Annotated in this window: 26 protein-coding genes; 16 read left to right on the plus strand and 10 right to left on the minus strand. The window is 42.4% G+C overall.

Annotated features, from left to right (window positions below):
- Position 1: 1 nt before the first annotated feature.
- Positions 2-1,297: a glycosyltransferase family 87 protein gene (locus WH96_RS20000; RefSeq protein ID WP_156176876.1), complete on the minus strand. Its 1,296-nt coding sequence runs from the start codon at positions 1,295-1,297 to the stop codon at positions 2-4.
- Between the two features lie 302 nt (positions 1,298-1,599).
- Here WH96_RS20000 and WH96_RS20005 point away from each other — a divergent pair, with 302 nt between their 5' ends.
- Positions 1,600-2,058, plus strand: coding sequence for a deoxycytidylate deaminase (locus tag WH96_RS20005; RefSeq protein WP_047766020.1), 459 nt, complete (start codon positions 1,600-1,602; stop codon positions 2,056-2,058).
- Between the two features lie 10 nt (positions 2,059-2,068).
- Positions 2,069-2,449 carry a VOC family protein gene (locus WH96_RS20010; RefSeq protein WP_047766021.1) on the plus strand — a complete coding sequence of 127 codons (381 nt, stop codon included), beginning with the start codon at positions 2,069-2,071 and terminating at the stop codon, positions 2,447-2,449.
- 10 nt (positions 2,450-2,459) lie between these two features.
- On the opposite strand, the gene hutI is transcribed toward WH96_RS20010, so the two are convergent.
- The 3 genes from hutI to WH96_RS20025 all read right to left on the minus strand — a co-directional run bounded on the left by hutI (position 2,460) and on the right by WH96_RS20025 (position 4,986).
- Positions 2,460-3,689 (minus strand): imidazolonepropionase, encoded by a 1,230-nt coding sequence (gene hutI, locus WH96_RS20015; protein ID WP_047766022.1) that lies wholly within the window; start codon positions 3,687-3,689, stop codon positions 2,460-2,462.
- Between the two features lie 229 nt (positions 3,690-3,918).
- Positions 3,919-4,347, minus strand: a complete 429-nt coding sequence (locus WH96_RS20020) for a DUF983 domain-containing protein (RefSeq protein WP_047766023.1) — start codon at positions 4,345-4,347, stop codon at positions 3,919-3,921.
- Between the two features lie 45 nt (positions 4,348-4,392).
- Positions 4,393-4,986, minus strand: a complete 594-nt coding sequence (locus WH96_RS20025) for a pentapeptide repeat-containing protein (protein WP_053006170.1) — start codon at positions 4,984-4,986, stop codon at positions 4,393-4,395.
- A gap of 398 nt (positions 4,987-5,384) precedes the next feature.
- Between WH96_RS20025 and WH96_RS20030 the strand changes: the two genes are divergently transcribed.
- Together WH96_RS20030 and WH96_RS20035 are read left to right on the plus strand one after the other, a co-directional pair.
- Positions 5,385-5,810 carry a response regulator gene (locus tag WH96_RS20030; RefSeq protein WP_156176877.1) on the plus strand — a complete coding sequence of 142 codons (426 nt, stop codon included), beginning with the start codon at positions 5,385-5,387 and terminating at the stop codon, positions 5,808-5,810.
- A gap of 27 nt (positions 5,811-5,837) precedes the next feature.
- Positions 5,838-6,164, plus strand: a complete 327-nt coding sequence (locus tag WH96_RS20035; RefSeq protein WP_156176878.1) for a PilZ domain-containing protein — start codon at positions 5,838-5,840, stop codon at positions 6,162-6,164.
- Positions 6,165-6,253: 89 nt separating this feature from the next.
- On the opposite strand, the gene WH96_RS20040 is transcribed toward WH96_RS20035, so the two are convergent.
- Positions 6,254-7,042 carry an amino acid ABC transporter permease gene (locus WH96_RS20040; RefSeq protein WP_047766026.1) on the minus strand — a complete coding sequence of 263 codons (789 nt, stop codon included), beginning with the start codon at positions 7,040-7,042 and terminating at the stop codon, positions 6,254-6,256.
- A gap of 254 nt (positions 7,043-7,296) precedes the next feature.
- Between WH96_RS20040 and WH96_RS21635 the strand changes: the two genes are divergently transcribed.
- On the plus strand, positions 7,297-7,977 hold the full coding sequence (locus tag WH96_RS21635) for a cupin domain-containing protein (RefSeq protein WP_053006171.1): 681 nt from the start codon (positions 7,297-7,299) through the stop codon (positions 7,975-7,977).
- A gap of 82 nt (positions 7,978-8,059) precedes the next feature.
- Here WH96_RS21635 and WH96_RS20050 read toward each other — a convergent pair whose 3' ends face one another.
- Positions 8,060-8,650, minus strand: a complete 591-nt coding sequence (locus tag WH96_RS20050) for a sigma-70 family RNA polymerase sigma factor (RefSeq protein ID WP_053006172.1) — start codon at positions 8,648-8,650, stop codon at positions 8,060-8,062.
- 438 nt (positions 8,651-9,088) lie between these two features.
- Here WH96_RS20050 and WH96_RS20055 point away from each other — a divergent pair, with 438 nt between their 5' ends.
- Complete coding sequence (locus tag WH96_RS20055) at positions 9,089-9,787, plus strand: DUF4126 domain-containing protein (RefSeq protein WP_082130614.1); 699 nt, start codon at positions 9,089-9,091, stop codon at positions 9,785-9,787.
- A 1-nt stretch (position 9,788) separates the two neighbouring features.
- On the opposite strand, the gene WH96_RS20060 is transcribed toward WH96_RS20055, so the two are convergent.
- Both WH96_RS20060 and WH96_RS20065 read right to left on the minus strand, forming a co-directional pair.
- A complete protein-coding gene (locus WH96_RS20060; RefSeq protein WP_047766027.1) occupies positions 9,789-10,607 on the minus strand; it encodes a phosphodiesterase in 819 nt (272 codons plus the stop codon).
- 33 nt (positions 10,608-10,640) lie between these two features.
- Complete coding sequence (locus WH96_RS20065; protein ID WP_053006173.1) at positions 10,641-11,282, minus strand: MarC family protein; 642 nt, start codon at positions 11,280-11,282, stop codon at positions 10,641-10,643.
- A gap of 267 nt (positions 11,283-11,549) precedes the next feature.
- Here WH96_RS20065 and WH96_RS20070 point away from each other — a divergent pair, with 267 nt between their 5' ends.
- Both WH96_RS20070 and WH96_RS20075 read left to right on the plus strand, forming a co-directional pair.
- Positions 11,550-11,879 carry a DOPA 4,5-dioxygenase family protein gene (locus WH96_RS20070; protein WP_047766028.1) on the plus strand — a complete coding sequence of 110 codons (330 nt, stop codon included), beginning with the start codon at positions 11,550-11,552 and terminating at the stop codon, positions 11,877-11,879.
- A 139-nt stretch (positions 11,880-12,018) separates the two neighbouring features.
- Positions 12,019-12,240, plus strand: a complete 222-nt coding sequence (locus WH96_RS20075) for a hypothetical protein (protein WP_047766029.1) — start codon at positions 12,019-12,021, stop codon at positions 12,238-12,240.
- A gap of 62 nt (positions 12,241-12,302) precedes the next feature.
- Here the strand turns inward: WH96_RS20075 and WH96_RS20080 are convergent, their stop codons facing one another.
- On the minus strand, positions 12,303-12,641 hold the full coding sequence (locus WH96_RS20080) for a hypothetical protein (protein WP_047766030.1): 339 nt from the start codon (positions 12,639-12,641) through the stop codon (positions 12,303-12,305).
- A 150-nt stretch (positions 12,642-12,791) separates the two neighbouring features.
- Positions 12,792-13,346 (minus strand): GNAT family N-acetyltransferase, encoded by a 555-nt coding sequence (locus WH96_RS20085; protein ID WP_053006174.1) that lies wholly within the window; start codon positions 13,344-13,346, stop codon positions 12,792-12,794.
- Positions 13,347-13,780: 434 nt separating this feature from the next.
- On the opposite strand from WH96_RS20085, the gene WH96_RS20090 reads away from it, so the two are divergent.
- The 8 genes from WH96_RS20090 to WH96_RS22800 all read left to right on the plus strand — a co-directional run bounded on the left by WH96_RS20090 (position 13,781) and on the right by WH96_RS22800 (position 20,893).
- On the plus strand, positions 13,781-15,088 hold the full coding sequence (locus WH96_RS20090; RefSeq protein ID WP_053006175.1) for an ABC transporter substrate-binding protein: 1,308 nt from the start codon (positions 13,781-13,783) through the stop codon (positions 15,086-15,088).
- 72 nt (positions 15,089-15,160) lie between these two features.
- Positions 15,161-16,021 (plus strand): carbohydrate ABC transporter permease, encoded by an 861-nt coding sequence (locus WH96_RS20095; protein WP_047766031.1) that lies wholly within the window; start codon positions 15,161-15,163, stop codon positions 16,019-16,021.
- A gap of 2 nt (positions 16,022-16,023) precedes the next feature.
- The gene (locus WH96_RS20100; protein WP_047766032.1) at positions 16,024-16,854 is read left to right on the plus strand and encodes a carbohydrate ABC transporter permease; all 831 of its coding nucleotides are present in this window, start codon (positions 16,024-16,026) and stop codon (positions 16,852-16,854) included.
- A gap of 4 nt (positions 16,855-16,858) precedes the next feature.
- Positions 16,859-17,749 (plus strand): helix-turn-helix domain-containing protein, encoded by an 891-nt coding sequence (locus WH96_RS20105; RefSeq protein ID WP_047766033.1) that lies wholly within the window; start codon positions 16,859-16,861, stop codon positions 17,747-17,749.
- A complete protein-coding gene (locus WH96_RS20110; RefSeq protein WP_047766034.1) occupies positions 17,746-19,170 on the plus strand; it encodes a mannitol dehydrogenase family protein in 1,425 nt (474 codons plus the stop codon). The genes WH96_RS20105 and WH96_RS20110 overlap by 4 nt, the downstream gene beginning before the upstream one ends.
- Positions 19,158-20,174 carry an ABC transporter ATP-binding protein gene (locus WH96_RS20115; protein WP_047766035.1) on the plus strand — a complete coding sequence of 339 codons (1,017 nt, stop codon included), beginning with the start codon at positions 19,158-19,160 and terminating at the stop codon, positions 20,172-20,174. The genes WH96_RS20110 and WH96_RS20115 overlap by 13 nt, the downstream gene beginning before the upstream one ends.
- 326 nt (positions 20,175-20,500) lie before the next feature.
- The gene (locus tag WH96_RS20120) at positions 20,501-20,713 is read left to right on the plus strand and encodes a LexA family protein (RefSeq protein ID WP_082130615.1); all 213 of its coding nucleotides are present in this window, start codon (positions 20,501-20,503) and stop codon (positions 20,711-20,713) included.
- 6 nt (positions 20,714-20,719) lie between these two features.
- Positions 20,720-20,893 (plus strand): Y-family DNA polymerase, encoded by a 174-nt coding sequence (locus WH96_RS22800; RefSeq protein WP_281175868.1) that lies wholly within the window; start codon positions 20,720-20,722, stop codon positions 20,891-20,893.
- Positions 20,894-20,983 lie beyond the last annotated feature (90 nt).

Consider the following 20,983-nt stretch of genomic DNA (forward strand, 5'->3'; position numbering starts at 1 on the left):
ATCAAGTTTCATGTTTTGGGAGACACTTAGCTGGGGTCTCGGCGAGGGTTCCAGAAGGTGACATTACCACTTTATATAGAAGATACCCCCAGTATAAGATGACGGGAGTGATTATTTGGAAGGATATCTCAGGTAGCTTTATTAGCTTCATGATTTCTAACTGCGCTACCGAAATTTGACTGCCGAGGTAAGTAGATATGTATAGTACGATTATCCATAAAATGATCTGATTATTTTTAGAGTATATATAGTGAATGCGTTGCACTACGATTGATATAGGGAGAAGTAATAGCATTAGATCATAATAAAATAAATGGGGGCTGATAAGAATTCCCCAGCTAAAAGTCATTGCCATGGCTATATCCCACTGAGTTTTGTTCTCTAGCCATTTTGTGTTTTTCCAGAGTCGTAAAAGTAAACTTAACGTCCCTAATGTTAACGTAGCAGTCAAAATATTACTAATTGCTGGATTAAGGCTGTCGAACAAAAGTACGGAAAAACCAAAAAATGAACTAATTCCCCATGTTGGATAGTAGGTGGATCTAATGAAATCTGTAAGTGATGGGCTTATTTTCAGAAAAGCTTGCATTTCGTCGGGCATAAAGAGATAGCTATAACCAAGTATTAGCGATACAGATGTGATTCCACCAAGGAGAGATCGCCAACGCCATTTAATGAGCAGTACAAATGCTAAGCCAATAGCCAACTGTGGTTTGAAAGCTAGCATGCCAAGAAAAAAGCCAGCGCTAAACTCGTTCCCATTTCTTAGGTTTCTATAACAAAGGCAATACAGTACTAATACGATTGGAGTTGCTTGGCTGTACAAAAAACAAGCGATTGTAGGGAAAAATAAAAAACACCCCAAATATACCTTATAAGAAGGCAAGTTTTTAAACCATGTCAACTCACTCTTTATTATTTGTGATGCAATAAAGAGTGCTAGCAGGTTAAAGATAGTCCAGGCAATGTAAGCGGGAACATAATCAAGCCAGGAAAATGGAACATATATAAGGGCCGCAAAGGGTGGATTAACAAAAGGGCTATGAGCTAAAAGATCTGGTCCTATTAATTGTTGTTGAAAATCTAATTGATTAGGAAAATATATTTCTGGTGCCTGGCCGAACCCACTATGAAGATAGGCCAAATCATAAATAGTTTCCAAAGTATCATTAAGATAAAATACGCCACCTGTGTAAAATGCTAGAAAGTCGGCACCTAGGGGAACTTTGAAATAAGTTTGCAGCCCTGTGCCAGCTATAATACTGATTATATGAAATGTTAACGTGAGCACAGCCATGATCAGGCTGTAATTTAATGCTCTTTTTTTTAGGGCCAGCGTAAGCGGGTATTGGTAAAACAAAATAATGCCACGGTTGGAATATCTGATAGTTAGTAAATACGATGAATTGGTTAATTTATACTAAATCTGTATTGGCCAGTTGTGATAAGGATTTTCCAGAGAGAAGAGGGCTTTTATATCGTTTAAAAAGGATACACATTCTTATAGTTTTGGTCTTTCGTGATCGGTGGCAAAAATATTAAAGCTGTTGGCTAATTATTTTTGATAAAGCTCTGTCCATAAGCATAAAAGGAGAGGAAATGTCAGCAAAATGGGATACACGTTATTTAAAGTTAGCGCGTGAAGTCGCAACTTGGTCCAAGGATCGTTCTACACAGGTTGGGGCCGTAATTATTCTTGAGGATAATACGCCTGGGCCCTACGGTTTTAATGGTTTTCCCCGTGCTGTTGATGATGATGCTGATGAACGCCACGCGCGCCCGTTGAAATACGATTGGACAGAACATGCTGAACGCAATGCAATTTTTCATGCCGCGCGTGTTGGTGTCAGGTTAAGTGGTGCTTCTATTTATGTGACTCATTTTCCTTGCTCTGACTGTTCCAGAGCAATTATTCAAAGTGGTATTAAAGAAATTGTTGTGGATGCGAAAAGCAAAGATGACCCTGATTTTGCCGAGCGTTGGGGGGAAATCCAAACTCAGGAAGTTATGTTGAAAGAAGCATCTGTTAGCTGGCGTTTCGCTGTCGTTAGTTATTGAGTGAGGGGCGATGAAGAAGGTCACGGGAGTAAACCACATTACATTGGCTGTTAAAGACCTGAATAAGTCTGTCCTGTTTTATCGCGATGTTCTTGGGCTTGAGTTGAGAAAAAAATGGTCTGGCGGAGCTTATCTTGAAGCTGGATCTTTCTGGATTTGTCTCTCACATGATGCTGTTGCACGGGATACGCTGCACCCCGATTACACGCATATAGCTTTTAGCGTTGAAGAAAACGATTTTTTGCCCTTTTGCCAGCAACTCAAAGAGTTTGGTGTTGAAATCTGGAAAGAGAATAAAAGCGAAGGCGCTTCATTTTATTTTCTCGACCCGGACCATCACAAAATGGAATTACACGTGGGTGATCTGCAAAGTCGTTTGAAGGCCATGTGATTTCCTGTATTTATCTTTGAATGATTTGCCTTCCGTCTTTTATCAACTCTTGTAAAGGGTTGAAGCCCATATGATAGGAAAGCTCTGCGGGATGAGTGATACCCCAGATTGCCAGATCTGTGACCTTTCCAATTTCCATACTACCATGTGTCTTTTCAATACCCAGAGCTTGTGCGGCATGTAAGGTGACGCCACGCATGGTTTCGGTTGGTGTCATTTTAAAAAAGGTGCATGCCATATTCATTGCGAGCAAGAGAGAGCAGCAGGGGGATGAGCCGGGGTTCATGTCTGTTGCAACGGCCATCGGGACAGCATTTTTCCTGAAAAGGTCTATCGGTGGCTTTTTTGTTTCATTGAGAAAGTAAAAAGCGCAGGGAAGAATGACGGCAACAGAACCTGATTTTAACATTGCTTTGGCAGATTTTTCTGACACATATTCTAAGTGGTCCGCTGATTTTGCTCCATATTTTGCAGCCAAGGTTGCACCACCCAAGTCGCTAAGTTGTTCTGCATGAAGTTTTAGGTTAAATCCGAGATCTCCTGCTGCTTTAAACAGCTTTTCGATTTGCTTTGGAGAGAAGGCTATGCCTTCACAGAAACCATCAATTGCATCGGCAAGTCCAGATTTTTTAAGCTCCGGTAGTTTTTCTATTATACTGTCGATATAACCATCACCGTCATTTTGATATTCTTCAGGGATGGTGTGTGCGGCAAGGTACGTTGTAATAACATCCAGTGGTAAACTTTCACCAATTTTCCGGGCAACACGTAATTGTTTTGTTTCGTTTTCCCAATTTAAACCATAGCCAGATTTAATTTCGAGAACTGTGACGCCTTCTTCCTGTAGTGATTGAGCTCGTTTCAGGGCTTTATCAAATAACTCTTGTTCACTGGCTGCTCTTGTTGCTTTTACTGTTGATCTTATACCGCCGCCTGCGCGTGCAATTTCTTCGTAATTTGCGCCTTCGAGACGCATATTAAATTCATTAATGCGTTCACCACCGTGAACAATATGTGTATGACAATCGATTAAGCCGGGCGTTATCCATGATCCGTTAAGGTCGTTGATTTCTTTTGCCAACTTTTCTGATGCATCAGGAAGCTTGTTTGCTTCACCGATCCAAACGATTTTCCCGGCAGTACTTGCAATAGCTCCGTTATTGATTATTCCTAATCCATCGTCATTCTCTGCATCATTCATTGTACATAGATTGCAGTTGATCCAAAGGCTATCCCACATAACAAGCTCCGAGGTTTTAAGTCACAATGTATTGTATATACAACTTTGTTTGCTATGGTAAAGCTGAATTATAGTTAAGATTATCCTGAATGAATTTATGGGTAGTTTATATTTGTGCGTGATCTATATCGAATCTTTTAGTCAGAAATCGTTATCGACTTCTGACTAAAAGATAACGGAGGGTATTATATCTCATCAGCTATTGGTATGACAGGCAACCTAAGTCAGCTTACTCAGCGGCAGAAGGAAAACGCTTTTCGTCTTCGAACATGCGTAGGGCCCATAAGACGCCAAGAACACCGCCTTTTACAAAGGGTAGGATAGCCATTGTCAAGGCAAGGGTCAGAGCTGGCCAGATTGCTACATGAGTCAAAAGAGATGGCGAATAAAGCTGTTCTGTCCACATGACCCCTGGCACCACAATATGCCCCACGATTGTGATGGTGAAATAAGGGGGAATATCATCAGCCCGAATGTGACTCAGTTCTTCGTGGCAATGCGTGCACTCATCAATGACAGTCACATACTTTCGAAAGACTTTTCCTGTACCGCAATGCGGGCACTTTCTTCGTAGTCCACGCTTTAAGGCTTGGAATACTGATCTTTCTTCCGGTTCTTGTGCGGCGAATTTCTCAAGGTCTTTATTGTTTTCACTCATTACAACCGTTGTAAACTATGAAGCGCCCGCGTTAGCGGGCACAGACTATTTAGATTTACAGGAAAGTGCCTTGTGAAGGGCAGAGGGCGAAATGACGCACCCCATGAGATTGGCTCTCCACAGATCTGCACCATCAAGCCTTGCACCTGTAAGGATGGCACCGCGTAAATCTACATCACTTAAATCAGCGCCAGAAAGGTCAGCGTCTTTGAGGTTTGTTCCATGCAGGCTGGCCCGGACCAGATTAGCATTCGTAAGATCGGATCCACTAAGATCAGCGCCAGAAAAATCTGCACCAGCCATATCAGCGTTTTGTAACTTTGATCCAGGCATAACCATGTCAGAAAGATTCAAGTTATTCAGGTTTGCCCTGGCGCCTTGATTCGAATCTTGTATCCAGGCGTGATGGTCAGCAAGGACTCGTAAAAGGTCTCGGGCTTTTGCTGATTTTTCTCGTGCCATGTTTTCGTCAGCTTCGGATTGATCAACGATGTTTGTATCATCAGGCAATTGAGCCATCATGAACTGAACTCTTAATTGACGCTTGGCATCTTCAAGATCTTTAGCCTCAATTTCACCAGTTTCAACACGTGACATAGGGTCAGCTTGAATCTGGTAAGTATATCTTCTTAGGCTCATTTACCACTCCCTGCGAATTTTATTTTTAAGATCTTATCGGAAACGGAATGAACTTACGACAATTTCCTAAACAAAGTATGGACAGAATAAAAAAAGTCTTAAATTAAGCGTACGGATTCTGACTTTGTCGGGAAAGTTTTGTGAAAAGATATTTCATGGGAAAATTATTTTTTTTACAATATAAATTTTTCATTTGTTATTTTTAAGTATTTGAAAAATATAATAATATTATATTTACTCGTATAGTTGTTTTTCTTTTTTGCAATACTATTTGTCTGGAATGCGAACTATTCGGTAGGACAATTTTAATATTCTCAGTTCATAAGGTGAAGTCTCGATGGGAACATTTGGATTCTTTCATTTTCGGTTCCCCTGTTCAGCATATTGGAGGTCAGGTTTTGTCTTGGACAGCGGACGATTGGACGAAATTAAGTGTGGCTGTTGTCGATGATAGTAAGGCTGTGCGATCAATGATGAGGCTTATGCTTCTGTCGTTGGGTGTTGGCGAAGTTTTACTTTATGAAAACGTTAGTGAAGCGATGGATGGCATTGAAAAGAAAAAGCCTGACCTTGTGATTTCCGATTACTATATGGTACCGGAGACAGGGCTAGATTTGCTTAAGCGCTTACGCCAATCGACAGAAGAGTTCACGCGTGCTCTTCCGTTTTTGATGATGAGTGGTTACGAAAAAACTGACACGTCGCTATCAAGCGAAATTTCAGGCTATATGCCAAAACCGGTCACAGCGGATTTAGTTAAACATCATATTATGTCAGCCTGTGTTGACAGGACTGATAAAGAAAGTAAGTTTGGTCGCGCTTAAATAGCGTTTATTTTAAGGTGTTGTAAGTTGTATCAAGAAGTTCCGTCCGTATCTCTACAGCGATTGACTAATAGGCGTCATGCACCCCGCCATATGATTTCTTCGGGTATAAAAGTATGTTTAACCGCTTTTGATAGTAATTATGATTGTGAAGTCCTTGATCTTTCTTCTTGTGGTGCGCGTCTTCTTTTAGAAACGAAGCTACCAATAGGTAGCGAGGTTATCTTGTCCCATAATCACTGTGGTCGAGTTTTGGGCACGGTAAAGTGGAATTCGCCTCAGGAAATCGGTTTGGAATTGGGCCCCGGGGTGGGACGTTTGCTAACGCGCTGTAACGCTGCACAAGCTCAATAGAATTTCCCTGAGTTTTTATGCTGTAATGGCCTGAGTATCTCTTGGATATTCAGTTGCTTCCTGCTTTGAAGCGTTGATTTTAAACGCGTTTAACTTTTGGCAGCTTTTGGGTTCTGGATGCGTTCGTTTCTTTTTAGATAATTTTCCAGCTTTCGTACAAAGTAAGTTACGACTAATATGAGAAGCAGATATTCCAAAATAAGGAATGTATATATTTCCAGTGGGCGGTATTCGTTTACGACCAACTCTGTCGCGCGTCTTGTGAGTTCGCTGTAACCGATTACAGAAGCAAGCGAAGACATTTTTAACATGTAAACAAATTGATTCCCCAACGGAGGAATAATCTTTTTTATTGCTTGGGGAAGAATGATTAAACGCATTTTTTGGAAATAGGTCAGTCCCATACTTTCTGCCGCTTCGTGCTGTCCGATATCAATAGATTGAATACCTGCCCTGAATATTTCAGCCTGAAAAGGACTGTCACAAATTGCCAGAGCCAACACGCCTGCTGCAAATAAGCCTAAATCAATTCCTAGAACAACTGGCAGACCATAATAGGTCCATAAAATCATGACCAGTACGGGTATTGATCTGAAGACAGCGACATAAAACAGGTTTATAGCTCTCAAGTATTTGTTATTGGAGATACCGGGGAGGCTTATAAGCAGGCCTGTTGTCATTGAAAGCAGAATTGCAACAATTGACATTTCTATGGTGCCCAAAAGACCGCCAATGAGGAATTGAATATTGTTTTGTCCAGCCTGTTTTGTGGGATCAATAACATGCCATCCCCAAGTATAATCACCCCCACAACTGGAAAGCGCTAATAACAGAAATATAAAAACGACGTGTTTGCTGAGGAACTTTGGAGTATTCATTTTAGCGGGAAAGGCCTTTGCGGCATTGAGATTGATTTCTCTGGGGCTAGTTTAGGTACAAACACCAGGTTGAGTCAGTTTCAAACAGAGGCTGATTTGCCATAACCTGCCTTTGTGGCATAATATTTACTGTCTCTTTCAAATATAGACACATTATTGTGATCCAAAAGCATGAACGCGGCGTAATAATAACTCAAGCCTTAAAACAAGATAAACTGGCTTGGTTAATTTTTTAAGCATAGAGAACAAGAATAATGACAGGCATCAATTCCGGATCAGTATTTAGGGATGATATGTCGGCAGTAAGTAAGCCGCAGCATCACCCCTCTGAAGCACATTTGGTGGACTATGTCGCCGGTAGTGGTAGTTATAGCTGGGAACTCTTCATTGATGTGCACCTTTCTCTCTGTGCGGAATGCCGGGATCAGGTTGCAAAATTGCGGGCGCTTGGGGGGGCTTTGCTAGATCAGATTCCTCACGAAGATCTTCCTGAAGGTATGGAAGAGAGGGTTCTGGATCTTTTGGATTCTGCAGAAATTACCAGTTTTCCTGTCCCCAAACACGCCATGTTGCCTGATTTGCCTCGGTCTGTGACTGCACTGTTGCCAGGTGATCCTTCTAAACTTTCTTGGGATAGCGATGTGCTGACCGAAGGCGAAGCCCTATGCCTCGGATCCGTTAGCGAAAAAGAAAATGCTTCAGATGCCAGTTATCTATTCTTGCTCAAAATATCTGCCGGAGAACGCATATTTATAAATGGTGAGATTGCCGAATTTGGTTACTTGCTTGTACTTGATGGTGGTCTTTTAGGTGACGAATGTGATCTTTCTGTTGGTGATATAACAGGATTAGATCACGTACGTGAAAAGCATTATGCTATTGATGACCTGTCGCTAACCTATTGTCTTTTGTTACTGACCAAAGAGGCAGAATAGGCTGTATTTCTATAGACATTGTTTTAAACAGTCCCTGCCAACTCTCTTCTCTGACTTTCAACGGTTGTTTGTACCGCTAGGGTTAGATACTTGATCCCAGTATACGTCTTAGTTTGTTGATTGCTAACCTCAATCGGGATTTTACGGTTCCAAGAGGCAGGTTTTCATGATCCGCGATCTCCTTGTGCGTCATGTCTTCATAAAAAGCGAGCTCCAGCAAACTTGCCTGATCAGCAGGAAGACTTTCAATCGCTTCTTTTAGCAGGGCTTCAACTTCTTGATGTTCAATGTCTTGGTCTTGGCTAGGAGATTCATCTACTTGATTCTGAAGATGTAATTGGCCTTGTAGATAATTTTGATCAATAGGAACCAGTCTCTGTCTGCGATAGCGATCAATACGTCGGTTGCGTGCAATGGCAAAAACCCAACTAGAGACATAACTTTTTTCTGGATCATAGGATTCTGCCTGGCGCCATAGGGTAAGCATGACATCCTGAACTAGGCCTTCTGTGATGTTATTATCTGTGCCGAGCTTTCTCATGTATGACATGAGGCGAGGGGCAAAATGCCTGAAAAGTTTGACAAAAGCCTCGCGGTCTCTGGAATGGGCTACCAGAGCCATCAAATCGGCCTGTTGCTGAGCGCTTAGGCTATCTGTAACACCATCATCCAACGCTGATAACTCCCCTAGCGTGACCGATTTCTCGGACTGGGCCAGAAATATTGGATCAGAAATATTGGGTCAAAAAACTTTGGGATATCTGTTCATCCTGTGGCGTATGTTTTCGTTACATTACCCAATAAGTCGAAACAGGCCCCCATTGAATTCTGTAATTAAGGTTGGAACGTTTTGTTCCGTTAACTTCTCTCCTATCGATTTTTGGTCGTTTTTATGATTCTACACTTTTTGTAGTTTTGTAGTGTGGCGGAATTGAGGTCAGAAATAGATATTCCTGAATTGTAACAAAGATTATAAAAGATTTCGGAACAGAAATCTCTTGGTAAATTTACTGACTGTGCCGCTATATAGTATGACGTAATATAAATATAGTTCGTTAAGACGCTCAGAAAAATAACAATAATCTGAATTTAATTTATTATCGGAGTTAGAATGTCGCTTTTTGAAATATCAGTCTTGGCAATGGGCGTTGCGTGGGCGGGGGGGATTAACCTTTATGCGACCCTTGCAATTTTGGGAATTCTTGGCGCGAGCGGGCAGCTTGATTTACCTGATGGAATTATGGTCGTTGAACATCCTGCGGTTATTGTAATTGCCGTAATTTTTTATGTTATTGAATTCATTGCTGATAAAATTCCGGCAGTAGACTCCGTTTGGGATGGTCTACATACCTTTATCCGCATTCCTGCCGGGGCATTGATGGCGGCTGGTATGATGGGAGATGTTAGTACTGAGGCTCAAGCGCTAGCATTTGTTGGCGGTGGAGGATTGGCGACCATAAGCCATTCCATGAAGGCTGGAACACGCGCTATTATAAACACCTCGCCAGAACCCTTTACCAATATAGCAGCGTCTTTAGGTGAAGATGTTTTGGTTATTGCTGGTTTGGCAATGGCGTTGTTAAATCCTGCGGTCTTTGCTGCTTTTCTCGCGCTGTTCCTGATTTTAGCAATTTGGGTTGTGCCAAAGATCTTTCGCGGTATTCGTAAGGTCTTTCGATTTATATTTGGCAAGAAAGATGTTGAGAAAGATAGGGATCAAGCATTCGAGCAAATATTTCAAGCCACAGGGAAACTGAAAGACGAAAGCTTAGCGGGGAAGCCAAAAAAGATTGATCGTAATAACGATTAAATCAGTTAGCGGCTGGTGTGGGAACGCCTTCCGTCAGGCCATTTGGATAACTCCCAACAAAGCTGAGATGCGATACCAGACCTGTATCGCTGCCCCAGTGAAAAAGGCGAATACAAGCGGGTTCAAATCGGGGGGTGATGTCATCTACCGGCTTCATTTCCAGTCCGTAAGAGAAGGTTGCACTTGGTGTGACAAACAAAACTGTCTTAGCCCAATTGGCAACACTATCCCGATGCGTATGACCACAGGCGACGCCATGTATCTGATTATGATCTGCAACGATTTCGGCTAACTTTTTGCCGTTAAAACAGCGCATATTATCCTGATAAGGCAGGTTTAGTTTTGCTGGTGGGTGATGCATAAAAATGAGTGTTGGTCGTTCAGGACTCTCGGTTAGTTTATTGTTGAGCCAATCTAGGCGTTTATCACAAATCATGCCGTGATGTTGCCCGACTTCGAGTGTATCTAACATGATCAAGCGTAAAGGATATTGCTCGATGGTATATTGCAGAAACTCTCCACTACTTGGCAAATATCCATCCGCCTGAAAGAGCATGCGCAAACTCTCTCGGCTGTCATGGTTGCCGGGCATCACAAAATAAGGCAGTCCAATGGAATCCAAAAGTCTTTTTGCACGCTCGTAATCTTCTATATTGCCATGGTTTGAAATGTCGCCAGATACAACAACAAGGTCTGGCTGAGGGTTAAGGTTGGTTAGATGCTCTACCGTTTGTTTTAGGCGATCAAATAGATCAATTGGACCATTGTCAGTTTTAATAATACGACCGACATGAAAATCGGTAATCTGGGCAATTAGCATGGCAAAATTCTATGTTTAGGGTGCGTAAAGGCGCTAGCTTAAAAGTCCTCTTTTCAAACCGTCAAGAATGTATTGAATAGCGAGGGCGGCAAGGACAATACCAAGAACACGAGAGATAATGTGGGTTATTGTATCTCCGACAAATCGTTCCAGTTTTTCCGCCAGTAAGAAAAGAGTGAGGCAAAGGAGCAATACCCCGGCCAGAACCATTAAAACGGCGGATTGGGCGACAATATTTTCCTTGTTAGCGCTCATTAACAGCATGATCGAGGCGATCGCGCCTGGACCAGAAATTAAGGGGATTGCCAGCGGAAAAACCGCTATATCTTCATGAAGGTCAGAGCTTTTAAGTTCTTCTGCTTTATCTTCTCTTCGTTTTGCGCGCTTATCGAATACCATTTCCAAGGCGATCAGGAACAGCATGACGCCACCAGCAATGCGAAAAGCGGGAAGACCAACACCGAGAAGATCAAGAAAACGATCACCGAGAAGAGCGAAGAAAACAAGAATGACGCCGCCAATTAAAACACCTTTGAGCGCCATTTTTCTTTTGTGAGCGGCGTCAGCACCTTGTGTCAGGCCAATAAAAATTGGCAACAATCCAAGAGGATCTATAATGACAAAAAGGGAAACAAAAGCGGTGAGTGCAATGTCAAAAATAGCGGGTGTCAGCATAGGGTAGTCTCAAGTTTATGGTGTTTTCAATTCCTGAATAGCCTTATATCCTATAACAAATCTTTAAGCGATGAACTTTTCCAACAATGAAAGGTTCTTATCATAACAGGCTTAGTTGGTAGCTATTCCAGGTATAATATGAGCCATGGTGGACGATGATCTAGGGATTACGCTTTGGTTGTGGCGCAGTCATTTTTGTTAGGACTTTACTCTCTTCTCTTTGAATGGTTAAGTTTTCTGATAATGATATAGTAGAAAGATATGCCAATGATTTCTCCGCGTGACTATCATGTACATTTTTATTTTGATCAGGATACGGTCACCTTGGCACGGCAAGTTTGTGAGGCGGTCAAAGCCCGATTTTCCGTTTCTATGGGGCGGGTTCATGAAAAGAGTGTTGGACCGCATCCCAGATGGAGTTGCCAGTTGACCGTTATGCCTGAAATATTTGGAGAGGTTGTTAGCTGGGTTTCTTTAAATCGTGCCGGGTTGACCGTTTTTATTCATCCAAATACTGGTGATGATTTAAAAGATCATCAAGAGCATGCGATATGGATGGGGGAAATGTTGGAACTGGATCTATCTACCTTTCATTAGAAGGATAGTGCAAAGCCAGTCGATATTAAGATTTTTTGCAATGTTCTAAATGTGTTAACATATGGTCCACATTTAATCGGCTATGCTTTAGCCATTAAGTTATTTACTATTTGATATAAATATTATGGGATGGGATGGTATGAAAAAATGTAATAAATGCTTTTCCGAACGCGTTGTCCGTTATGAACTCAGCCGTAAAAATGTTGAAGAAACTGGTAGCTGGTATTTGGATAATGATATGAGCAAATACCAGCCCGAAGACGTCAAAGATGTTGAATCAGGCCATGTCTCCGTTGATTTGACGCTTCATGTTTGTCTTGGATGTAGCCATGTTCGTGGCACTGCTGCAAATCGAGAGTAAGGTCTGTTTACAGTCTAATTCTGTCGGCAGGGGAGGGTTTTATCCAGAGATTGGTTTAAAGATTAGTGATCTGATTTTTCCAGAAACTTATCACCAAGGCCGGTTTCATAAGCAACACCCTCTGTCGTCAGGGTGATGGGCTGACCAGCTTCTTTAACTAGTCCTTTGCGTGCTAAGGCAATCCAAACAGCAGGATTGTTAAAGCCGCTGGCATCTTTCGCGGATACGACAAATTCTCCGACGTGTACATGATCACCATGCGCGTGGGGGAGTTGAGACAGAGTAACGTCTCCGTTTGGATGCTGTACGGCTTGTCTTTCGTCGCGACCAATCACCTGAGCGAGAACAAGTGTGCGCAATTGCAACTTATTTAGTTTCAGTGGATTTTTCTTTGCGGCCATCAATTTATTCCTCAGAAGCAGAGTAATCCCTCTGCGTTGGATTTTCTATATTCGGTACTTTCATAGACTGCAAAGAACATATTGAAAAGACTAAGTTGGACTGTGATAGTGTTCGAGATATTTAAAGGGGAAATCTCTATCGGTATGATTCTATCGATTGAGAGAGTAAAGGTTTTGCCCTAGGAAATAAGGATCACAGTCCTCTGGTGCTGTTTCCAATCGCCCCTCGTATTTCATGCCCAACTTTTGCAGTACTTTGTTTGAGGCTGCATTATCAACGGCGACAATTCCCACTAATTTTTTCAGCTCGATTGTTTTAAAGGCGTAGTTCTTTAAGGCATTGGCAGCTTCCGTGGCAAGGCCGCGACCCCAATGTTCGGGCGCAATTGTGTAGTAAATTTCAATTTGGCTTTGATCCCAGTCGGCTGGCCCCAATCCACACCAACCAATCAACTGCTCTGTTTCTTTTGACAGGATTGCAAGGTTGAGTTTGTGAAGCTTTTCTTTTGTATTGCTTTTATGACAGCCAATCGACCAGATGATGATATTTTTTATCTCTTCGTCAGAGAGAGGATCATCAGGCAAGTACTCTAAAACTTTGGGATCAGACGCGATCCTTTGTAGAGAGGAAGCATCTTCCATTGCATAGGGACGTATAATCATCCGGTCTGTTTCAATTCGGCAATTTACAAAAATATCTGACATGCTTGAAGCTCTAATTACGGATCATAAGTCTTAATAGAGTATAAGTTTGAGCTTTAGAATGAAACACCTAATTTGATTAGGTTCTTGTTTGACTTTAAGAGAAACACGATCATTTAACTGACTCATCAATCCGCTCGCCAGCTATTGAATATCTCGCGTGCTATTGAATATTATGTCTTTTGAGGTAGCACTAGTCAGGAATATAACCTGCTAAATAGCAGGGTAATTCGAATGAGAAAATTTTCACGCTGTGCAGTTCCTTCATGGATGATAATTTTTTGAAATATACTTTTTGTACTGTAAAATTCATTTTAATGCTAAAATATGTATAAATAGTATCTTTTGTTGATCAAATGGTATTAGCAGCTTTGTTGCATCCTTTGCAGTATAGAAAATCAGCTTTTATCTTCAAACGTGATTTCTGGGAGGAACACATGAAGTATTTACGCACGACGGCAATGGGTATGATATTAAGTCTGTCAGCGATATCTTTTACAGTTGCAGATGAAATTACGATCGCAACGGTAAATAACGGTCACATGATCGAAATGCAAAAACTTACCCCTAAGTTCGAAGAAGCCAATCCTGGTATCACTGTGAAATGGGTCACATTAGACGAAGGTACGCTTCGGTCGCGTGTTACAACGGATATTACGACAAAGGGCGGTCAGTTTGATGTGATGACAATCGGTATGTACGAAGCACCGATTTGGGGCTCACGCGGCTGGTTGGAGGCATTGGAATTTGGTGCTGAGTATGATGTCGATGATATTTTACCTGCGATGCGCGGCGGCCTATCACATGACGGTAATTTATATGCAGCTCCATTTTACGGTGAATCATCAATGATTATGTACCGTAAGGATCTGTTAGATGCTGCGGGTATGACCATGCCTGATAATCCTTCATGGGGGCATGTAAAAGACGCCGCGGCAGCTATGACAGATCGCGATGCAGGTCAGTACGGTATTTGTTTACGCGGCAAGCCAGGTTGGGGCGATAACATGGCATTCCTAACAACCATGGCAAATAGCTTTGGTGGGAAATGGTTTAACGAAGATTGGACACCTGATCTGGATAGCCCGGCATGGAATCATGCTGTTAACTTTTATGTAGATATGCTTACAGCATATGGACCGCCGGGATCAGCGGGTAATTCGTTTAATGAAATCCTTGCTTTGACGAACGAAGGCAAGTGTGGAATGTGGATTGATGCAACAATCGCTGCGTCTTTCGTGACAAATCCAAGCCAGTCTAAAGTTGCGGATAAAATGGCATTCGCGCAATCACCACAAGCAGTCACAACACGTGGTGCGAATTGGTTATGGGCATGGGCTTTGGCTGTTCCTTCCGGAACCCAGAAAAAAGCTGATGCTATGAAGTTCATGGAATGGGCGACATCCAAAGAATACATTGAACTGGTTGCAGAAACTAATGGTTGGGCCGCAGTTCCAACGGGGACGCGCCAATCAACATACGACAATCCTAAATTCAAAGAAGCAGCAACTTTTGATGAGGCCGAACTAAAAGCGATTTTATCTGCAGATCCATCGAATTCAACGCAAGACAAAACACCATATATAGGTGTTCAATTCGCTGCTATTCCAGAGTTTCAGGCAATTGGTACAGCCGTTGGTCAACAAATGACTGCTGCGTTAGCTGGCGATATTTCTGTGGAAGAAGCTTTGGAAAATGCACAAGCGGCGGCAGACCGTGAAATGAGAAAAGCGGGTTATTACTAGTACGAGAGTAGCCGTATTAAATCGGGGTAGAGAAATCTACCCTTTTTTAACTCTCCTATCAGGATCATTTCCATGAATAGAACTCTGGTACGATTACTACAGGCACCCAGCATTATCGTTCTTTTAATGTGGATGATTGTGCCCTTGTCGATGACGATCTATTTCTCGCTTATTCGCTATAATCTTTTATACCCTGAGCGTACCGGATTTGTTGGACTTTCAAATTACGAGTTCTTTGTAACCGATGCAGCTTTTCCACCAGCTGTTTTGAACACATTAGTCTTGGTCGGCTCTGTCCTGTGTATTTCCGTTGTTTTGGGACTTGCGATTGCAATTTTGATTGATCGGCCATTTCGAGGGCGTGGCATTGTTCGTGTGATGCTTATCTCGCCTTTTTTTATCATGCCAACGGTCAATGCTTTGGTCTGGAAAAACATGATGATGAACCCGATCTATGGTCTGTTTGCCGTTATCGCTCATGCTGTAGGGGCAGAACCTATCGATTGGTTGACTGTATATCCGTTACTATCCGTCATCATTATTGTGAGTTGGCAATGGACGCCTTTTGCCATTCTTATTTTCATGACTTCCTTACAATCTCAAGATCAGGAACAAAAAGAAGCCGCGACATTAGATGGAGCAGGGTTTTGGGCGCAATTTTGGAATTTGACTTTGCCGCACCTCGCCCGCCCGATCGCGATTGTTCTGATGATACAGATGATTTTTCATTTATCGATTTTTGCAGAAATTTTTGTAACCACATCTGGCGGCCCAGGTACGGCAAGTACAAACATTGCCTATTTGATTTACGCACAAGCTCTATTGCAATTTGATGTTGGTGTTGCATCTGCGGGAGGCGTTTTTGCCGTGATATTAGCCAATATTGTCGCGATCTTTTTGATCCGTGCTGTTGGCAAGAATTTGATGGTGTAGTGATGACTGATAAACAAATTCTTGAATGGAAAAACCGGTTTGCTGTCGCGGGGGCGTGGTTGGTGGCGATCCTGTTCTTTTTTCCGATTTTTTGGATGGTTTTGACAAGCTTTAAAACCGAACTCCAGGCAATTGCAATCCCGCCATTATTGGTTTTTGAGCCAACATTGGATAATTATACTTTGATCCAAGAACGAACAGATTATACGCAATATGCTTGGTCCAGTGTGGTGACCAGCCTGGGTGGAACTGCTTTGGCGATGTTGATTGCGATCCCGTCTGCCTATGCAATGGCCTTTAGTCCAACCAGACGTACCAAGGATATTTTATTGTGGATGTTATCCACCAAAATGCTGCCCGCGGTTGGGGTTCTTTTGCCAATTTATCTTCTGTCACAAAAATTGGGGTTACTGGATACAAAAATTGTTCTGGTTGTTATTTATGCTCTGATAAATCTGCCGATTATTATGATGATCCTGTTTAATTATTTTAGGGAAATTCCAAAGGAAATATTAGAAGCTTCGCGAATGGATGGTACATCCACTTGGAACGAAATCACTCAGATTGTGATGCCTCTGGCATGGGGCGGAATTGCTTCTACGGCGCTTTTATCTGTTGTTTTGTGCTGGAACGAAGCGTTTTGGGCAATTAATTTAACTTCATCAGAAGCGGGAACCCTGGCAGCATTAGTTGCAAGTTTTTCCAGCCCGGAAGGTTTGTTTTGGTCGAAACTTTCTGCTGTTGCCACATTGGCATGTGCGCCCATTGTCGTTTTTGGATGGCTTTGCCAGAAACAGTTAGTCCAGGGCTTAACTTTTGGGGCGGTGAAGTAGCACCATGTCTATTATCCAACCTGAAATCGAAATTGTTGATCGTAGCCGCGAAAGTATTCGCTACTTGCAACATGGATGGCCCAGCGAATTATGTCGTTGGCATAGTCACCGGGAATACGAATTACATCTGATTACAGAGACCAGGGGTAAAGCGTTTGTTGGTGATTATATTGGCGATTTCAAGCCTGGTGCATTGTATCTTACAGGGCCGAACTTGCCGCATAACTGGATTACAGATGAGGTATGGGCACAAGAAGTTCCAATCCGGGATATGCTGGTCCAGTTCAGGCAGTCCAGTATGGATGCGATAATGACTGCCTTTCCAGAGTTCACAGAACTGAAACCCATGTTAGATCTTGCTCAATCCGGTATTGAATTTGTCGGTTTTGATCCAAAGACAGCGATTTTGCAGATGGAAAAGATACGAGAACTCAGAGGTGTCGAGCGTGTCGTGGCTTTGCTGCAATTCCTGGTTCTGATTAATAAAAACAGTAATAAAACTACTTTGTCGGTTTCTAAATTGATGCAGCCAGAGGGAGGTAAGAAAGCGCGTATTGGCAAAGTTATTGATTACATTGTTAATAATTTTGCGGATGAAATTTCAGTGAAAAAAGCCGCCGATATGACGTCGATGTCGCCAACGACATTTTCGCGTAATTTCCAATCTGTTACGGGGCATACCTTTGTTGAATTCGTAAATCGTATTCGTATTGGGCAAGCTTGCAGCATGCTTTATGCAACCAATGATCAGGTCTCAAGCATATGCTTTGATGTTGGTTTTCAAAACCTTGCAAACTTCAATCGACATTTTCTTAAAATGAAAAATATGACGCCTTCCGAATATCGCCAAATAGCGCAAAAAGAGTTGGCCCCACAGGTAAGGGAAATGCAATGACTGCATGTTCCTCTCAAGCTCTGTACGAAACGACCTATAACCCAGAGCTTTGTGATGTAGGTATTGTCCATCTTGGCTTTGGGGCTTTCCATCGTTCTCATCAAGCGCAATACATTGATGATTATATACAGGCTACGAATGATCTGCGTTGGGGAATTGCTGCAGTCAATATTCGTGGTGAAGACAGCGAAAGTTTCGCACAGCACAGTTTTGATGGATCAGGATATATTCTCAAATCGATATCTCCAGAAGGTGATGTGAAGTTCCGTCGTGTGAGATCTCATATTAAGTTTTGCGACTGGGCGCGATCAGCTGAAGAGGCTGAGCAGTTACTTATGCTGCCAAGCGTGACAATGATCACGATCACAGTGACAGAAAGTGGCTATTACCTGGATGACGAAGGGCGTCTGAATAGTGCGGATCCGATCATTGCGGATGAAATAGAAAATCAATCCCGGGGGGTGTCAGTCTATAACTATTTGATGCGTGCATTGGAACTCCGTCGCCATGCAGATGTTGGCGGCTTGAGCATCCTGTGTTGCGATAATATGCGTCAAAATGGCAAAATATTGGAACGTAATTTCTCGAGTTATTTACATTGTATGAAACGACATGATTTAGCTCAATGGGTTCAGAAGAACGTGACATTCCCATGTTCTATGGTCGATCGTATCACACCACGCAGCACGGAAGGTTTGGTGTCAGAAACGACCTCTTTATTTGGTGAACAATCTAACGTGCCGGTTATGGCAGAAGAATTTATACAATGGGCATTGGAAGATCGCTTTGCGAACACAATGCCGGATTTAGCGCGTGTTGGTGTTCAATTGGAATCTGATATTGACCACTTTGAAGAAACAAAAATACGTATTCTAAATGGAGGTCATACCTGTCTCGCGTATTTTGCTGCCTTGAAAGGGTTTAAAACCTTTGATCAAGCGATGGCTGATCCAGATCTGTTTGCTCATTTTAATGGCTATGAGCAACATGAAGTTTTGCCTGCGTTGCAAGTAAATACGCCCTTCGACAAAAATGATTACCTACAGGAAATTATCGCCCGTTTTAAGAATGCATCTATTAGCGATACGATCGAACGAATATGTGCTGATGGGTTTTTAAAATTTCCAATTTTTATACACCCTACTTTGCAAGGGGCGTTCGCCGCCCGACGGTTACCGTACTTTGGAATTGCCTCAATTGCGAGCTGGTACATTTTCTGCCGTCTGAATACAGAAGGTAAGCTTCGCATTCACTACAACGAGCCTAATTGGCATAAGCTTGAACCGCTCATACAGCCGGGTGCATTAGATGACTTTGTAACATCGCGCGCACTCTGGGGTGATATTCCAAATGATCATCCTGCATTTGTAGTGACCCTTAAAGATAAAATATATGAGATGGAGCGAGTATGGCTGGCGTAACGATTAATAATTTGCGTAAATCATATGGCGATGTTGAGGTGATGCACGGCATAGATTTACAAATAGATGATGGCGAATTTGTTGTTTTTGTCGGGCCATCAGGGTGTGGTAAATCGACGTTGCTACGAATGATTGCCGGGCTGGAAGACGTTACGTCTGGGACTGTGTCTATTGGTGATCAGGTTGTAAACTATGTTGCTCCCTCAAAGAGAGGCGTAGCAATGGTATTTCAAACATACGCTTTGTATCCACACATGAGTGTTTATAAAAATATGAGCTTTGGGTTAAAGCAGCAAAAAACGCCTGCTGCAGAAATTGATGAACGGGTGAGGGCGGCGGCAGAGATTTTGCAAATTACAGATTACTTGGATCGTAGTCCAAGGAATCTCTCTGGCGGTCAGCGTCAACGTGTTGCCATTGGACGTGCAATTGTTCGCGACCCGGAAGTGTTCTTGTTTGATGAACCCCTCTCTAACCTTGATGCTTCTTTACGGGTACAAACACGTTTAGAAATTGCTCGACTGCATGAACGTCTTGGGACAACGATGATTTACGTGACACATGATCAGGTAGAGGCGATGACCTTGGCTGATAAAATTGTTGTTTTACGTGATGGTGTTATTGAGCAGGTCGGGTCACCTATTGAGCTCTACACCAATCCAGCGAACCAGTTTGTCGCGTCGTTTATTGGAAGTCCAAAGATGAACTTCTTTGCATCGAATGACTTGGTAACAGACACACCCACGACACATATCACAGGCATTCGTCCTGAACACTTGATCCTTTCGGCTAAGGATGAGGCTGTTGTATCTGGAAAGCTTGAATTGATCGAACAACTGGGTGAATACGCACTGGCTTATTTGGTTTCCGGTACAGGAACCGAGTTTACAGCGAAGATGGAAGTCCCTCCGAGTACTTCAATTGGTCAAACGCTTCATTTCTCAGCAAAGCCCAATACGACGCATTTCTTTGATGCTGAATCGACAGTCCGAGTTATGAACTAATATCTAAATTATGTACGGCGGTGAGGTTGGAGTATTTTTATGTCATTATTTACTAACAGCAGCTCTATGGTCTTATATTAGCTTTGGTAATCAGGATAATTTAACTGTATCTAGCTAGGTAAGGGTCAGCAACAATCTGAGACGCAAAAATAATCTTGTTATTCAGGCACTTGGTTGGTTTTGAGAAGGTCTCCATCAATGATGAGTAGTTTTACGCCATGCTTAGTTACTGATCTGTGCGAGCTTAAATCGTCTGAGACAACATAAGTCATTCCTGCAGAAAGTGAAAAGTTCGTTCCGTCACTTAGCTCGCTAATAACGGGGGAATGCTTATTGTCGATCGATCAATAGAAGCAAGACATGGCAAGATTGTTATTGCTGTTGTTGACGGCCAATTGACGGTGAAGCGTCTGTATGATCGCGGCGGGAAAATTCAACTGTGTCCGGAAAATTCTAAATATCACCCGATCAAAATTTCGAAGGAGCAGGATCTGCAAATCTGGGGTGTGGTGACGAATGTGATCACCAAACTGGATTGACCTGCGATGAGGAACAATAGCTCTGGTAATATCCCTTCTCATGACAAATTCCTTGATCACCTTCAGTGGATTGCCTTGGTTGATGTAAATAACTTCTACGCCTCTTGCGAACGGGTTTTTCGTCCTGATCTGGAGGGCTTACCCATTGTTGTGCTGTCAAATAATGTACGTGAATTTTAAAAAAATGGACTGGATATGTTGTTTGAGAATCATATAATTAGAGAAAATGCCTAGTCCGTTTTTTTATCAGATTCTGTTGTGGAAAATAAG

Source organism: Kiloniella spongiae (assembly GCF_001026905.1).
In the GTDB taxonomy this organism is placed as follows: Bacteria; Pseudomonadota; Alphaproteobacteria; order Kiloniellales; family Kiloniellaceae; genus Kiloniella; species Kiloniella spongiae.